The 15,774-nt window shown below is 55.6% G+C and carries 12 protein-coding genes; 6 read left to right on the top strand and 6 right to left on the bottom strand.

All coding sequences use genetic code 11. The annotated features are described in order from the left end of the window. Positions 1 to 285 precede the first annotated feature (285 nt). Positions 286 to 1,044 carry a hypothetical protein gene (locus tag RRF56_RS09960; protein ID WP_317037489.1) on the top strand — a complete coding sequence of 253 codons (759 nt, stop codon included), beginning with the start codon at positions 286 to 288 and terminating at the stop codon, positions 1,042 to 1,044. Here the strand turns inward: RRF56_RS09960 and RRF56_RS09955 are convergent. From RRF56_RS09955 to RRF56_RS09935, 5 genes are all read right to left on the bottom strand, one after another. Further along, positions 1,041 to 1,628, bottom strand: a complete 588-nt coding sequence (locus RRF56_RS09955) for a ribonuclease HII (protein ID WP_317037488.1) — start codon at positions 1,626 to 1,628, stop codon at positions 1,041 to 1,043. The genes RRF56_RS09960 and RRF56_RS09955 overlap by 4 nt on opposite strands. Before the next feature lie 16 nt (positions 1,629 to 1,644). Continuing rightward, positions 1,645 to 3,795 carry an Rne/Rng family ribonuclease gene (locus RRF56_RS09950; protein WP_317037487.1) on the bottom strand — a complete coding sequence of 717 codons (2,151 nt, stop codon included), beginning with the start codon at positions 3,793 to 3,795 and terminating at the stop codon, positions 1,645 to 1,647. A gap of 553 nt (positions 3,796 to 4,348) precedes the next feature. Then, positions 4,349 to 6,277 carry an RNase J family beta-CASP ribonuclease gene (locus RRF56_RS09945; protein ID WP_317037486.1) on the bottom strand — a complete coding sequence of 643 codons (1,929 nt, stop codon included), beginning with the start codon at positions 6,275 to 6,277 and terminating at the stop codon, positions 4,349 to 4,351. A 475-nt stretch (positions 6,278 to 6,752) separates the two neighbouring features. Then, positions 6,753 to 7,658 (bottom strand): 4-hydroxy-tetrahydrodipicolinate synthase, encoded by a 906-nt coding sequence (dapA, locus tag RRF56_RS09940; RefSeq protein WP_410510557.1) that lies wholly within the window; start codon positions 7,656 to 7,658, stop codon positions 6,753 to 6,755. 212 nt (positions 7,659 to 7,870) lie between these two features. Further along, a complete protein-coding gene (locus RRF56_RS09935) occupies positions 7,871 to 8,896 on the bottom strand; it encodes an aspartate-semialdehyde dehydrogenase (protein WP_317037485.1) in 1,026 nt (341 codons plus the stop codon). Positions 8,897 to 9,330: 434 nt separating this feature from the next. Between RRF56_RS09935 and tig the strand changes: the two genes are divergently transcribed. The 5 genes from tig (at position 9,331) to bioA (ending at position 15,241) form a co-directional block, all read left to right on the top strand. Continuing rightward, positions 9,331 to 10,827, top strand: coding sequence for a trigger factor (gene tig / locus RRF56_RS09930; protein ID WP_317037484.1), 1,497 nt, complete (start codon positions 9,331 to 9,333; stop codon positions 10,825 to 10,827). 198 nt (positions 10,828 to 11,025) lie between these two features. Continuing rightward, a complete protein-coding gene (clpP, locus tag RRF56_RS09925) occupies positions 11,026 to 11,703 on the top strand; it encodes an ATP-dependent Clp endopeptidase proteolytic subunit ClpP (RefSeq protein ID WP_317037483.1) in 678 nt (225 codons plus the stop codon). A gap of 9 nt (positions 11,704 to 11,712) precedes the next feature. After that, positions 11,713 to 13,050: an ATP-dependent protease ATP-binding subunit ClpX gene (gene clpX, locus RRF56_RS09920; protein ID WP_317037482.1), complete on the top strand. Its 1,338-nt coding sequence runs from the start codon at positions 11,713 to 11,715 to the stop codon at positions 13,048 to 13,050. Positions 13,051 to 13,052: 2 nt separating this feature from the next. Continuing rightward, the gene (locus RRF56_RS09915; protein WP_317037481.1) at positions 13,053 to 13,907 is read left to right on the top strand and encodes an alpha/beta hydrolase; all 855 of its coding nucleotides are present in this window, start codon (positions 13,053 to 13,055) and stop codon (positions 13,905 to 13,907) included. 41 nt (positions 13,908 to 13,948) lie between these two features. Then, positions 13,949 to 15,241 (top strand): adenosylmethionine--8-amino-7-oxononanoate transaminase, encoded by a 1,293-nt coding sequence (gene bioA / locus RRF56_RS09910; protein WP_317037480.1) that lies wholly within the window; start codon positions 13,949 to 13,951, stop codon positions 15,239 to 15,241. On the opposite strand, the gene RRF56_RS09905 is transcribed toward bioA, so the two are convergent. After that, the gene (locus tag RRF56_RS09905; protein ID WP_317037479.1) at positions 15,238 to 15,747 is read right to left on the bottom strand and encodes a DUF29 domain-containing protein; all 510 of its coding nucleotides are present in this window, start codon (positions 15,745 to 15,747) and stop codon (positions 15,238 to 15,240) included. The two genes, bioA and RRF56_RS09905, sit on opposite strands and share 4 nt — an antisense overlap. Positions 15,748 to 15,774: the final 27 nt, after the last annotated feature.

Raw genomic sequence — 15,774 nt, 5'->3', positions numbered from 1 at the left:
ACTATGATGGGCCTACCCTTTGCTCAGTAGCTCATCAAGCTGTTGTCTATAGTATTGTTGCCCTTTGGGAATAGCTTTGAGCGATTATGAAAATCTTGTTAATTTGCTGCTTTAGAAGCCCGGAAATTTTAGAAAAACAACTATAAACTTTTACGGTGTGAAGCGATTGCCAAGTCTTTGTAAGCGTTCTGAGTAATTCCATTGAAGTGTTTAGAATGAACATTGACCACTCTAAACACTCCCCATTATTGGCAATAATTTGGTTAGCCATTGAGGATGAAAACAATGTACGATCTAGAGCATTTTTCCAAGGCTGATATGTGCCAATGTGCAGTTACTCTGCGCAATATGGACGAACGATCGCAGAGTATGGAAGACACTGCTAACCGGGTGGTACGCTACATCTACGACAATTTTGTAGACCCTCGTACCGGCGAGCCGGCCTGCGCTCTGGTGCGCTTCTTTAAAACTCACCCCTTTGGGTTTTTGCCTGCTGAGGTGCAGGAATCGGCGCGGGGCATTCTTCAAGGACAGTACGTGCCTTCGGCGACTAAGTGCCTGACGCTGTTAGCCACTGCTGGTGCTGAGCCTCACTGGAACTACCGACAAGGCTCTGCGGGTCACCAGGGCATTCCGCTGCTCGACCAAGACTTTGTACACCGAGCACCCATGATTTTGCAGCTCATCCAGCAGTTTGGTCTGGAGGTGAGCAAGGTGATTGAAACGGTACCTACTCTGTTGACTGATACCCCTCACAAGTCATTCAACGTGTTCTATGTCCCCCAGGCCGTGGGCAGCCCCTATATTCCTGCCCAGCGCGAGTTTGTGGCGGCCTATGGGGTGCAGTCGGTGCTGGGTTTTGGTGGCCTTCCCCCAGAAGGAGAGCTGTTTGCGGTGATTTTGTTTAGCAAGGTGCCAATTTCACTAGAAACGGCTAACCGCTTTCGCTGGCTGTCAGCCTACGTGCGCATCGCCATTGAGGGGTTTGATCGAGCCCACACCTTTACCGAGTTGACTCCAGCGGCTGTTCCTGCCCTGCGCTAGCTGCATCCTTTGAAGCTGCGCCGGTGCTGGGGAGTTGGCCCTAGGGTTTGCAAGGCTAGACGATGGGCGGCGCTGCCATAGCCTTTGTTGCGAGCCAGATGGTAGCCGGGATAACGGCGATCGAGGCGAACGATTAGGCGATCGCGCCACACCTTAGCCAAAATGCTGGCGGCAGCGATCTCAATGTGTAGGCGATCGCCCTGCACCACTGTGCGCTGGGGCCAGGCCAGGTCTGGAATCCGCTGATTGCCGTCAATTAGGCAGAGCTCGGGTGCGATCGTCAGACGATTCAACGCTCGGCGCATAGCCAACAGGCTAGCGTGGAGAATGTTGAGTCGCTCGATGTCGTAGATCGTCCCTAGCCCTAGGGCGTAATCGGTGGCCAGGGTTTGAATCGGCTCTACCATGCGCTCACGGCGGGCCTCGCTCAGGAGTTTGCTGTCGGTTACTCCAAGAGCCTCAAGCTGAGTACAAGCCTGGGCTGACAGAACCACTGCCGCTGCCACCACAGGGCCAAACAGGCAGCCACGCCCTACTTCATCTACCCCGGCAATCAGCATGGCGCCGTCGGGCCGATCAGCCATGAATAGCGACCTGGAGCTATTCGTCGCCGTCGCCACTGGCTGAGGAGCGGCGGCGGCGGCGACGGCGCAGGGTGCTAGTGGCTTCTGCGTCAGTCGGGGTCTCCTCTATCTCAGCGGGGGTATCTGCCGCCGTGGGCTCAGCAGCGATCGGCATCTCAACGGCCGGTTCTGAGGGAATCACCGGGTCTGCTGGAGTGGCGGTTTCAGTCTCTTGGGCTTTAGCGCGAGCCGACCGGGTGCGTACGGTGCGGCTGGGGGAGAGTTTAGGGGAAGAGGGTTCAGGCTCGGCGATCGCCACTGCTGTGGCTTCTTCTGCCGGAGTATCAGTATTGATCTCGTCCAGCACCTCAGATGGGGTAACTGAGACCAGAGCCGGTGGAGCCTGGCCAGGGAGCACGACCGCCACCGCCACATTGCGGGGATCAGTTACTTCCTGGGGCGACAGCACCAGGGGTGAGATGCCCATCATGGCGTAGATGCGCTGTTCGTCAGCGGTCATCTCTACCGTGACCACCTGAGGCGGGGCGACGGTTTTGCGATTCCGCGACGCCTCGTTGGGGGAGTCGCTCCGCCCCCCAGATCGCCCGCGACCCCGGGGTGCAGCTTTTTCCTCCTCAGGTTTATGAGCTAATACGGGCACCGTTGATTCGACCGACTCTTTTACGTCAGGGATCTCTGGCCCATTGTCTTTAACCACCGGCGCTTCTTTGCCGTTACTCCGAGCAGGCAAAGGGTCGCGGCGGCGGCGGCGGCGGTTGTTGCCGCGGCCAGACTTATCTTGGTAGCTGGGGTGGTTACCTAAGTCGAGCTCTTGAAGGTCAGGGCGTCCCTCAAGACTATCCCCATCGGCTAGCGGCGGTGCTAATTGAGGAACGGCACTGCTGCTAGAGACCACAGCTCGGGGCACATCTTGACTGGTTTCGGTAGGAGCTTCACCGGGCAGGTGAACCAAGTGACCAAGACCGCCGCAGGTGGGGCAGGGACGACCAAATAGCTCGTAAACATTTTGGCCTTGACGTTTGCGAGTTAGCTCTACCAGCCCCAGCTCCGACAGTTGCGAAATTTGAGGTCGAGCTTTGTCGGAGCGGAGAGCCTTGGTAAAGTGTTCTAGTACTTGCAGCTTGTCGCGGCGCGAGTCCATGTCGATAAAATCGACCACAATCACGCCTGCAATGTTACGCAAGCGCAGCTGGCGAGCAATTTCGGTGGCTGCTTCGCAGTTAGTCCACAGCACCGTCTCACGGGCCGTGGCAGAGCGGGTAAACGACCCAGAGTTAACGTCAACTACGGTTAGCGCTTCGGTGCGCTCAATGATGATATAGCCACCGGAGGGTAGGTCTACCCGAGGCTTCAGGGCTTCGCGAATGGCCGCATTCACCCGGAAGTATTCGAGGATAGGGGTGCGCTCACGGTGGTGATCAATCAGCACTCCGGCGGGCACCTGACCGTCGCTCCAGTTGGCCAAATGCTGCTTCACCCGCTTCATGCCGGTGCTGGAGTCGGTGACAATGCGGTTGACATCGGCGTTGTAAGCGTCGCGCAGCACCCGCTGAATGAAGTCGTCATCCCGGTTGAGCAGGGCGGGAGGACGGGTGTTTAAAGCTTGCTGCTGAATGCTTTCCCACTGCTTTTGCAGGGTTTCTAGGTCTTCAATGATGGCGTTTTCGCTAATGCCTTCGGCCTCTGTTCGCACCAGCAGCCCCATGCCAGCGGGCTTGACAAGAATGGCCAGGGCTCGCAGGCGGTTGCGCTCGCTCTCGCTGCGAATGCGCCGAGACAAGTTGACCCCTCGTCCTGAAGGCATGAGCACCAGATAGCGCCCTGGTAAGCTGATGTTGCCTGTCAGCCTTGGCCCTTTATTGCCCGTGGGCTCTTTCATGATCTGCACCAGCACCTTTTGCTGGGGCACGACCAGTTCGGTAATCGAACCAGCGCTGCGCTTGAGCTTGAGCGGTCCCAGATCGGTGACATGCATAAAGCCGTTGCGCTCACTATCGCCAATGTTGACGAAAGCGGCATCAATGCCGGGCAGCACGTTTTCTACCGTGCCTAAATAAATGTCGCTAACCTGGTGGCTACCGGTGGCCACAATTAGCTCTTGAATCTGATCTTCCGAAAAAACCGCCGCGATCCGATTCTGCTCAGCAATAACAATCTGCTTCGGCATCCAAATTCCTCATACGACGCTCACCAGGGCGAATAAAGTCTGCTTTTCCTGCCCTGAGTGGGTGATTTGGCCATTCACCAGCCACGTCAACACCGCCACCGGGCTGTCGGAAAACTTGTTTGCAAAGGCCTCGCAATAGAACTTATCGCGAGGCCGCGACAAACTCCTGCTTCCTAAGGGCATGCACAGATCACCTAACCCGCTGGGCAACTCTGGAAATTCTTGTTCGTACTGGATCTCGTTTGCGCTAGATCTGCTTGGGATAAACCGCACAAGCTGAACAAAAATTTTGACAGAAGCCTTTAGCGCTAAGGATGTGTAGCTGCTTAAGACATTTGCTATGCACCTTTGCTCAGGTACATCAGCTCCTGCTGACAGCATTATAGCGTCAAGCAGAGGCAGCAACCTAATGTTGCGTACCTTTCTACCACAGCTGTGCCAAAATCGCACCCGTAATGTTGATCGGCAACCACAAGCGATCGCCCTAATTAGCAAAAAAAGGGGGGCGATCGCAGCTGCGATCGCCCCCCTTTTTTTGCTATCTCTAAACTACCTAAGAGGCCGAAGCCGCCGTGGCCCGGGTGCGGGTACGCCGCTCAGCGACGGCTACCTGGGGCTCGACGTCTGCTTTGGGCTGGGGCTCCGCTTTGAGCTGGGGCTCTGTCTTGGGCTGGGGCTCTGCCTTGGGCTTTGAGTCAGTTTTGGGCTTGGCTTGGGCCCTCGGCTTCGGCTCGGCTTGGGGCTGAGCTTGAACGGAACCTTCTACCCCAGCCCCTTGAATGAGCAAAATTAGCATGGGGTCGCGCTTGTCTAACTCGCGCCGTACCAGGCGACGCAGGTCTTGGTCGAGGGCAACCTTAAGCGCATCTAAATCAAGCGAGGCTTTGCCGTTACCGTTAGAGACCACCAGCTCAGCTCCCTTGTTAGCTAGCACCTGGCTGATGATCTGCTTTACCTGGCCCTGGAAGCGCTCTTGGGAGATCGACTGGGCCACACCCCGAATTTGCACAGTGGGGTCGGCTACTAACTTGCCATTGTTACCGACGGTGGCGGCAATGGTGACCACGCCATCTTCAGCCAGCTGCTGGCGCTCTTTGAGCACATCGCGGCCTACCACGCCCACGCGGGAGGCATCCACTAGCTCAATGCCTGAGGGCACTTTACCCGCTTTGCGAATGCCGGAGGGGTTGACCTCAACAATGTCGCCGTTATCAATAATCACCATATTTTCAGCGGGCACACCCATGCTCTGGGCGGTTTCAGAGTGCTTCACTAGCATGCGGTGCTCACCGTGCACGGGCAGGAAGTATTTGGGCCGGGTGAGGGCCAGCATGAGCTTTTGGTCTTCTTGGGCACCGTGGCCAGAGACGTGAATGCCTTTGTCTTTGCCGTAGACCACCTTGGCCCCGCGCATCATCAACTTGTCGATGGTGTTGACTACCGCAATGGTGTTGCCGGGAATGGGGTTGGCAGAGAACACCACGGTGTCGCCCGGCTTGACCTTGATTTGACGGTGAGAGTCTTCGGCAATCCGGGTGAGGGCGGCTAGGGGTTCACCCTGGGAGCCCGTAGTGAGAATCAGCACGTTCTCATCGGCGGTGTGGCTGAGCGACTTGAGGGGCAAGAACAGGCTTTCAGGGCACTTAATATAGCCTAGGTCGCGGGCGTGGGCGATCACGTTGAGCATAGAACGCCCCACCACAAATACCTTGCGGTTGTGCTTCTGGGCCAGTTCCAAGATCATGTTGACCCGGTGCACCGACGACGAAAAGGTGGTGACAATCAGACGCTTGTCGGCCTTGCCAAACTCACGGTCTAGGTTGGGAAAGACCGAGCGCTCTGACGGCGTATGGCCGGGCACTTCAGAGTTGGTGGAGTCACTCACCAGACACAGCACACCCTTCTCACCAGCCTCGGCCAGTTTTTGCACGTCAAAGGTTTCGCCGTCGACGGGGGTGTGGTCAAACTTGAAGTCGCCTGTGTGAATCACAATACCCACGGGGGTGTGAATAATTACCGAGCAGCTGTCGGCAATGGAGTGGGTGTTGCGAATGTACTCGACTAAGAATGAGTTGCCTACTCGCACGGTTTCACGGGGGCGCACTGGGCGCAACTCAGTGCGATCGCTCACCCCAGCTTCCTCCAGCTTGCCCTCAAGCAGAGCCATGGCTAGACGGGGGCCGTAGATCACCGGAATATCAAACTGCTTCAGGTGAAAGGCAATGCCGCCGATGTGATCTTCGTGGCCGTGGGTGACAATCATGCCCTTGATTTTGTGGCGATTTTCCCGCAGGTAGGTGACATCGGGCAGTACGATATTGACCCCGTGCATACCGTCGGTCGGAAAGGCCAGCCCCGCGTCGAGCAGCATGATCTCATCGTTGATCTCGAATACGCAGGTGTTCTTGCCGATCTCGTGTAGACCACCCAGGGGAATAATTTTGAGGGCGTTATTGGCAGAATTTGAAGTCTTTGAAGTCATAAACAGTCTCGTCTGTGAATAGTTGAATTGGTTTGAAAAAGATTGAGGGCTATTTAGTTAAATTGAAACTTTTAGCCTGAAAAGAAGAGCAGCCTTAGATGGCTAAGGCGATTATGAAAGTTGTGGGCAGAGGGTTGCTGAATCTTTGCAGCGAAGACAGTGGCGACCTTGCCTCAAGCTAGCCTCATTAGCACCCTAGGTGTAAGCAGCCTCTATAGGTACAGCATCAGCCCAGAATAGTGCTGCGCCCAAGGCAGGTAGAGAGGCGGGAATCGTAGAGAATACAGCTAGAACCATAGATAACGTTTACGTGGGTACAGGAATAAACAGACTATTCAGTTGTGAGAAAATCAGGGTAGTTGCATTAGCTGGCTAAGCAATTTGCGTCGAACGGAGCAGCTTAGCTAAGGCTGTGTTGGTAGAAGTAGTCACAATGGCAGTTAGCCCACTGGCACGCCAGTCTCTTAGGGGGAGCCTACAGGGTTGGGGCTAAAATACCCGTATTTGAGAGCTGCTGAAGCACATCTGCGATCGCAGTACTCACCGACTCGTCAGGCATACACAGGGGCGATCGCACTGCACCCACTGGCCATCCTTGCTGAACCAAAGCCACTTTTAACGGCACTGGGTTAGTCGTAACAAACAGTACCTTAAACAAAGGTAACAACTGCAAGTGAATTTTTGTGGCCAACCGGGTATTTCCGGCTTCGTAGGCCTGCACCATAGCTTGAATCTGAGGGCCAACCAGATGGCTAGCAACGCTCACAACCCCACAGCCGCCCACGGCGAGCATTGGCAGGGTCAACGAATCATCCCCAGAGTAGATGCCAAATTCGGCAGGGGTATGGTACCTGACCTGACTGGCTTGGTCTAAACTTCCACTGGCCTCCTTAATAGCCACTATATTCGATATTTCTGCTAGGCGGGCAATGGTTTCTACCGCCAGGCCACAACCGGTACGTCCCGGGATGTTGTACAGCATAATTGGCAGGTCGGGCACCGCCGCCGCAATCTGGCTAAAGTGCAGATAAAGCCCCTCTTGGGGAGGTTTGTTGTAGTAAGGTACTACCTGCAACGACCCGTCTAATCCTAGGTCGTAGGCATGGCAGGTGGCCTCAATGGCCTCAGACGTAGAGTTAGAGCCTGTACCTGCTAAGACCTTAGCCCGACCCGCTACGGCCTCACGCACAGTCTTAAACAGCTGGTATTCCTCTTGCCAGCTCAGGGTTGGTGACTCGCCTGTGGTACCGCACACCACCAGCCCATCGCTGCCGTTGCTAACTAAATGGTCAGCTAGGCGCTCAGCCACGGCGTAATCTACGGAGCCATCTTCAGAAAATGGCGTCACCATTGCCGTTAGCACTCTGCCAAAATACGTCACCCGAATGCCTTACATCCTAATAAATTCAACGACCTTGAGATTATACCAAGTTGCCCCTGGTCAGGAGGGTAGTGAGCTAAGGCTCAAAGTATAGGGCATAGGTAGTCTTTATGCCTTGAGCCTTAAACCTTATACCTCCTACCGCCTGGCGACAACCCCCTACAGGTAATTCTGGCTTTACGCCATGCTCACGCTGTAAGCATGTACTGCATTTAACCCGCCACTACCGCCTGGGGCACAGCCAGCAACTCAGCGATCTGCACCGCATTGAGGGCGGCCCCCTTGCGAATCTGGTCGCCGCTTAGCCACAGCTCCAAAGCGTTGGGGTTAGAGATATCCTGGCGGATACGACCGACCAGCACATCGTCTTGACCGCTGGCCTCCATAGGCATAGGGAAGTAGTTGCGCTTCCAATCTTCGACCAGTTTGACCCCTGGGGCTTTGGCCAGTAACGCCTTAGCGGCTTGGGGAGAAAATGGAGTCGCAAATTCAATATTAACCGCTTCGGAGTGGGCTCGCAGTACGGGAACCCTCACACAGGTGGCCGAGATTCTTAGGTTGTCAGCGCCAAAAATTTTGCGGGTTTCGTTCACCATCTTCATCTCCTCTTGGCAGTAGCCCTGTTCGTCAAGGGGCGAGTTGTGAGGAAACAGGTTAAACGCCAGAGGGTAGGGAAAAGCCTCTGCCACAGGTTCTTCGCCAGCCAAGATAGCGCGAGCCTGTTGTTTGACCTCTTCCATAGCCCTAGCGCCAGCGCCGCTGGCCGACTGGTAGGTGGCCACTACCAAACGCTGCACGGGTTGTACCTGGTGCAGTGGCCAAACGGCCAAGGCCATCAAAATGGTAGTGCAGTTGGGGTTAGCAATGATTCCCTGGTGGGTTTGGGCGGCTTCAGGGTTGACCTCGGGCACCACCAGAGGCACTGAGGGATCCATTCGATAGGCGCTGGAGTTGTCGATGCAAATAGCACCCGCCGCCACCGCCTTGGGCAACCATTCTTGAGAGACCGACCCGCCTGCCGATGCCAATACCAGATCAATGCCGGTGAAGGAGTCTGGGCCGATGGCCTGTACGGGAATGTCTTCGCCCCGGAAGCTAAGAGTAGTGCCTGCTGATCGAGGAGACGCCAGCAGAGTCAGATTTTTAAGGGGAAACGATCGCTCATCGAGCAGCGTCAAAAGCTCTGCCCCCACGGCCCCCGTGGCCCCCATTACTGCAACGCTCAGCCCATTCGACACAGCACTACCTCAAAGTTATCCATCAACATTCTGGCATCCGCTGATACTAGCATTTTGCCCTTGCCTCCCAACAGCCCTGGGGCCTACCCAAGCAATCTTGCCGGGGAAAGGATAGGGCTGGGGACGCTGAAATATAGCCATGAGCACCGGGTTAGGACATCTAGAAGCTCTTGAGAACGTTCAAACGTTCTAAGGGAAATGTCTTAACCAGGCTGGCCACAGCTATGAACATGAGGAAATCAAGCTAGGCTCTGGGAGCTGCTGCATCGACCAATGCCCTTGAAACTGCGGCCTAGATGCCCCGAATGGCGGACGAAACTTGAGGAATAGTCCTTGGGGTGTAACGAGCGATAGAGTATGCTTATTAATTGCGCCAAAAGTTCCTCGCCGGTTTGGAGCGTGCGCAGCCGCCGTCTAGTTAGCAAAAAGACCCCATGAAAGTTACCCAGGAAGTACTGCCCGATAGCCAGGTGGGACTCGCAATTGAGATCCCTGCTGATCTGTCTCAAAAGACCTACGATCAGGTGCTCAATAAGATGATGCGGACGGTCAATGTGCCGGGCTTTCGCAAGGGCAAGGTGCCCCGGCAGGTCTTTTTGCAGCGGGTTGGGGTGCCTCAGTTCAAGGCCGCAGTGATTGAAGAACTGGTGCAAAACGCCGTAGAAAAGGCGATTAAGCAAGAAGAAATCGAGGCGATCGGCAACTACCAGTTAAAAAGTTCCTTTGAGGAATTGATTAGCCAGTACGAGCCTGGGCAGCCCCTCGCCATTCAAGCCTCGGTCGATGTGCCTCCCCGTGTCACCTTGAAGACCTACAAGGGTTTATCGGTTCAAGCCGAAGAAATCCTCCCTGATCCGGAGCAGGTTGACACCACCCTGGCAAAGTACCAAAACAACATGGCCACCCTGGTGCCGATTGAAGATCGCCCTGCCCAGGCTGGCGATGTGGCCGTGATCGACTTCGTTGGTAAGGTGCAGAACGAAAGCGGCGAATTTGAAGAATTTCAGGGCGGCTCAGGCACCGACTTCCAGGTCGAACTCGAGGAGGGGCGCTTCATTCCCGGCTTTATGGAAGGCATCATTGGCATGGCCCTCGAAGAGGCCAAAGATATCGAAATTCCGTTCCCGGACGACTATTCCCAGGCGGAGTTGGCAGGTAAGCCTGCGGTGTTCTCTATCACCCTGAAGGAAATTAAAGAAAAAGAACTGCCCGATCTCGACGATGATTTTGCCCAGGAGATCAGCGAGTTTGCGACGATTGAAGAGTTGCGGACTTCGCTGACTGAGCGCTACCAGGAAGAGGCGACGGAGAAAACCAAGGCCAACAAAGACGCGGCTTTGATCGAAGCCCTTGTAGAGCACCTAGAGGCCGAAATTCCCAACACTCTGGTGCAAAAAGAGGTGGACTTTTTGCTCACCCAGACCATCATGCAGCTTAGCCGCCAGGGCATTGATGTCAACAAAATGCTGACTCGGGAGCTGGTTGATGGCATGCGCCAGCGCACGCGTCCTGAAGCGATCGAGCGCCTGCGCCGCACTTTGGCCTTGGGCGAAGTGGCCAAGCAGGAAGGCATTAAGGTCGAAGAAGAGGCGCTTCAAGCAAAAATTAAGGAGGCTATGGCCGAGGTCGAAGATCCCAGCCAGATTGACCCCGATCGCCTGACCCAGGTGCTAACCGAAGAGCTGCTGCAAGAAAAAATTCTGGCCTGGCTAGAAGAAGTCAACACCGTTGAGCTGGTGCCCGAAGGCACATTGCAACCAGAGCCTGAGGCGGCTGCCGATCTAGACGAGGCCCTTGAAAGCGACACTGTCGAGTCAGAAGCCGCTGATGCTCAAACGGTAGAGGTCGAAGCTACAGAAGTTGAGGCCACTGAGGTCTCAGCCGCTGGGGCATCGGCGGGCAAAAGCAAAAAAAAGGCTGAAAATCGCTAGGCTGGCACTTGGGCTCAGTCGTAGCGTTTGGTAAACCCGTTGGCTGTTCTACCCCCGTAAACCTGAATTTTTGGGGCATAATGTCGGGTAGGTCAGCCAATGGCTGGCGCTCAGTTTGGTCTAAAAGACGTCGTTGCCTTGGGGGCATCTGGCGTAAAGCAATATCCCCAAGCCCTTGAAATCTCGCGCAAACCTATTATGATTGCATCGAACCCTTTGAGTAGCCCCATCTTGAGTTTGAGCCACGCCGACCAGGTGCGCAGCATGTTACCCGTTGTTGTAGAGCAATCGGGGCGGGGGGAACGTGCGTTTGATATTTACTCTCGCCTGCTGCGGGAGCGGATTGTGTTTTTGGGCACACCGGTTACTGACGAAGTGGCCGATTCAATTGTTGCTCAACTGCTTTACCTTGATGCCGAAGAGCCTGAGAAGGACGTGCAGCTCTATATCAACTCTCCCGGTGGTTCGGTGACGGCGGGCATGGCCATTTACGACACCATGCAGCAAATTCGCCCGGACGTGGTGACCATTTGTTTTGGCCTAGCGGCCAGTATGGGAGCATTTCTGCTGTGCGCCGGGGCTAAGGGCAAGCGGCTGTCGCTGCCCAGTGCTCGAATTATGATTCACCAGCCGTTGGGGGGTGCCCAGGGCCAGGCGGTCGATATCGAAATTCAGGCGCGGGAGATTCTGTACCACAAGAGTCGTCTCAATGAGCTGATTGCCCATCACACTGGGCAGCCCATCGATCGCATTGAAGCCGATACGGAACGCGACTTTTATATGTCTGCTGCCGAGGCCAAAAATTACGGAATCATTGATGATGTCGTAGAGAGACAGTCGCTCTCGGCAGCCGTCGCTATGACTGCACTTAATTAGGGGCATTTTATGTCTAAGTACGACTCCCATCTCAAGTGCTCGTTTTGTGGCAAGTCTCAGGAGCAGGTGCGCAAGCTGATTGCGGGGCCGGGGGTCTACATCTGTGACGAGTGCGTCGATCTGTGCAACGAGATTTTAGACGAAGAGCTGTTTGATTCGGGTACGGCGATCGCTCAGCCGGTTCCCCGCCGAGAAGCTCCTGCCGATCGCCCCAGAACGGCGCCAGCCATTGCTCTGGGCCAGATTCCTAAGCCGCGTGAAATTAAGACCTATCTAGACGATCATGTGATCGGTCAGGATGAAGCTAAGAAAGTGCTGTCAGTGGCGGTTTATAACCACTACAAGCGTCTTAGCTACCTGCAAGGGTTGGAGGGTGAAGCTCCCGAAGACCTCGTTGAGCTACAGAAGTCAAATATTTTGTTGATTGGCCCTACGGGCTGCGGCAAGACCCTCCTCGCTCAAACCTTGGCTCGTATTCTAGAGGTGCCCTTTGCAGTGGCCGACGCCACCACCCTCACCGAGGCGGGCTATGTGGGCGAAGACGTCGAAAATATTCTGCTGCGGCTGCTTCAGGTTGCCGATTTAGATGTGGAAGAAGCCCAGCGCGGCATTATCTACATTGATGAAATTGACAAGATTGCCCGCAAGAGCGAGAACCCTTCGATTACCCGCGATGTTTCGGGAGAAGGTGTCCAGCAGGCACTGCTAAAAATGTTGGAGGGTACGGTCGCCAACGTGCCGCCCCAGGGAGGTCGCAAGCACCCCTACCAGGACTGCATTCAGATCGACACCAGCAACATTTTGTTTATCTGCGGCGGTGCCTTTGTTGGGTTAGAGAAAATTGTTGAGCAGCGCATCGGCAAAAAATCGATTGGCTTTGTCCAGCCCGGTGAAGGTCAGTTTTCGCGGGAGAAGCGCACCGCTGACGTGTTGCGTAACCTGGAGCCCGATGACCTGGTGAAATTTGGCTTGATTCCTGAGTTTATTGGCCGAATTCCGGCGACCTCGGTGCTAGAACCCCTCGACGAAGAATCGCTGATGGCGATCTTGACTGAGCCCAAGAATGCCCTGGTGAAGCAGTTCCAAAAGCTGATGCTGATGGACAATGTGCAGCTAGAGTTTAAGTCGGATGCGCTGCGGGCGATCGCCCGAGAGGCCTACCGTCGCAAGACCGGTGCGCGCGCCCTGCGCGGCATTATCGAAGAACTGATGCTCGACATTATGTATGAGCTGCCCTCGCGCAAAGACCTCAAACGTTGCACGATTACCCGCGAAATGGTTGAGCAACGGTCGACCGCCGACCTGCTGCTGCACCCATCGTCGATGCCTAAGCCTGAGTCTGCGTAGCCATGCCCTACGTTGAGATTCGTCAGGTCAACCACTACTACGAGTGGGTCAGTAGCGATCTGCCCCGCGACCCGGCTTCTCCTAAGCCAGTGATGGTGTTTATCCACGGCTGGGCTGGGTCGGCCCGCTATTGGCGGAGCACGGCGGCGGCGTTGAGCGATCGCTACGACTGTTTGCTCTACGACATGCGGGGGTTTGGGCGATCCACCATTGCCCCCGACCAGCAGGATGCGGTAGCGGCGCGGGGCTACGAGCTAGAGACCTATGCCGACGATTTGGCCGACCTGCTCACGGCGCTAAACCTGCCGCAGGTGTCGATCAATGCTCATTCCATGGGGGCATCGGTGGCGGTGTACTTTGTGAATCAGTATCCAGAGCGCTGCGATCGCGTCATTTTGACCTGCAACGGCATTTTTGAGTACGACAAAGCGGCCTTTGAAGCGTTCTACAAATTTGGCGGCTACGTAGTTGCCTTTCGACCCAAGTGGCTGGGCAAGCTGCCCCTAGCGCCCCGCTTCTTTATGGCTCGGTTCCTCAGCCGCCCCATTCCTGCCGCCGAGAAGGTGGCTTTTCTAGACGATTTCTTAAATGCCGATTATGCTACGGCCTTGGGCACAATTTTTACCTCAGTCAGCAAGAAAGCGACGGAAGTGATGCCGGTGGAGTTTGCCAAAATCAGCGTTCCTACCCTGCTGGTTGCGGGTGAATTCGACAAAATTACCCCGGCAGAGCTGGGGCGCACGGCAGCGGATTTAAATCCAAAAATTGACTACGCTCTGGTAAAAAATACGGGGCATTTCCCGATGCTGGAGGACCCGGAGACCTATTTAGAATACGTTGACGGGTTTTTGGCCTAGGTTGTCTACGACGCACTGCTGCGCGAGTGCACCCTACCGTGATGGATACGCTGCCGATTGATCAACTGATGGCGCTCGATCGCCGCCATGTCTGGCACCCCTATGCTGCCATGCCGGGCACGGGGCCGGTGTTTGCGGTGAAGTCGGCCCAGGGCGTTTACCTAGAGCTAGAAACGGGCGATCGCCTGGTCGACGGTATGTCATCGTGGTGGGCCTGCATTCATGGCTACAACCATCCTCGGCTGAACCAGGCGGCTCAGGCGCAAATGGGGCGCATGAGCCATGTGATGTTTGGTGGACTGACCCATCAACCCGCCGTGCAGTTGGCCCAAAAACTGGTGCAGATGACACCGGCTCCCTTGCAGCACGTGTTTTTCTGCGATTCTGGCTCGGTGGCGGTAGAGGTTGCCATGAAAATGGCGATTCAGTACTGGTACAACCGAGGGGAGACCCAAAAGCAGCACTTTCTGACCATTCGCCACGGCTACCACGGTGATACCTTTGCGGCCATGGCGGTGTGTGACCCGGTGAATGGCATGCACCATCTGTTTCGCCATAGCCTGGTGGAGCAGTACTTTGCCGATGCCCCCCAAATTCCCTTTGAGGGGGTCTGGGAAGACGGGGACATTGCCAGCTTTGAGGCTATTCTAGAGCGTTACCACGGGGAGATTGCCGCTGCTATTCTTGAACCCGTGGTGCAGGGGGCAGGGGGTATGCGGTTCTATAGCCCCCCGTATGTGCGGCGGGCGCGGGAACTATGCGACGAGTATGGCGTGCTGTTGATTCTCGATGAAATTGCCACAGGCTTTGGCCGTACGGGTAAGCTCTTCGCCTGCCAGTACGCTGACATTAGCCCCGACATTCTCTGTGTTGGCAAGGCCCTGACCGGCGGCTTCATGTCGCTGGCGGCCACGCTGACAACGACCCATATTAGCGAAACCTTTGCCCAGGGCGAGGCGGGGGTGTTTATGCACGGTCCTACCTTTATGGGCAACCCACTGGCCTGCGCGGTGGCGCTAGAGAATTTGACTCTGCTAGAGAGCTACGACTGGGCCACCAAGATATTTGCCATAGAAGCCCAGCTCAAGCGGGAGCTAGCCCCCTGTCGCGACTTGCCAGCGGTGAAGGATGTGCGGGTGCTGGGCGCGATCGGTGTGGTCGAACTGCACGAACCCGTGGATCTGGCCGTGGTGCAGCCCCAGTTTGTTGCCCAGGGAGTATGGCTACGCCCCTTTGGTCGCCTGGTCTATACGATGCCGCCCTATATTGTGGAGCCAGAGCAGCTCAAGCAGATTACCCAGGCAATTTATGAGGTTCTGAGCTTGAACCCCTAGTCATTTAACAAATCACTAGGTTCGCCAGGATAAAAATCCTCTGCAAAAATGTCGGCCAAGCAATAGGGGCAATGTAGCGGGAACGTAGCCTCGGGTAGGTTAGTTTCACCCATCGCCAAATCCCTACTGTTCGCGTAGGCTTCGGTCAATGCCTCTTCCAGATCGGGTTTGAGGCTGGGGTTTTCATTGAGTAAGCGTAAAATGTCGCGGCGCTGGACCCGTAATGTGGCTAGCCAACTGCGGCTGCGGTGTTGAGGTTGAAAATGCCAGTTCAGGAGGTGAGCGAGCAAAACGCTGAGCCGACTGCGAAGCTCCTGGCGCTGCTGTTTGCCCAACGATTCAATTTCCTCGATCAAGTTAGGTAAATCGATATGGTGCCACTGTTGGGCACGTAGAAAGCTAGCCTGTTGCTGTACCCAGGCGTAGAAATCTGACTCATAAAGATTGGAGATATCGGAGGTGGCGGCAGAAGGCTCCAAATCTGGGCTGGCTTCAGGGGGTGGCATCGCAATTAAAGAACCGCAATGGGCCTA

It is taken from the genome of Nodosilinea sp. E11, from assembly GCF_032813545.1.
In the GTDB taxonomy this organism is placed as follows: Bacteria; Cyanobacteriota; Cyanobacteriia; order Phormidesmidales; family Phormidesmidaceae; genus Nodosilinea.
This window is presented reverse-complemented; position numbering and strand designations above follow the sequence as displayed.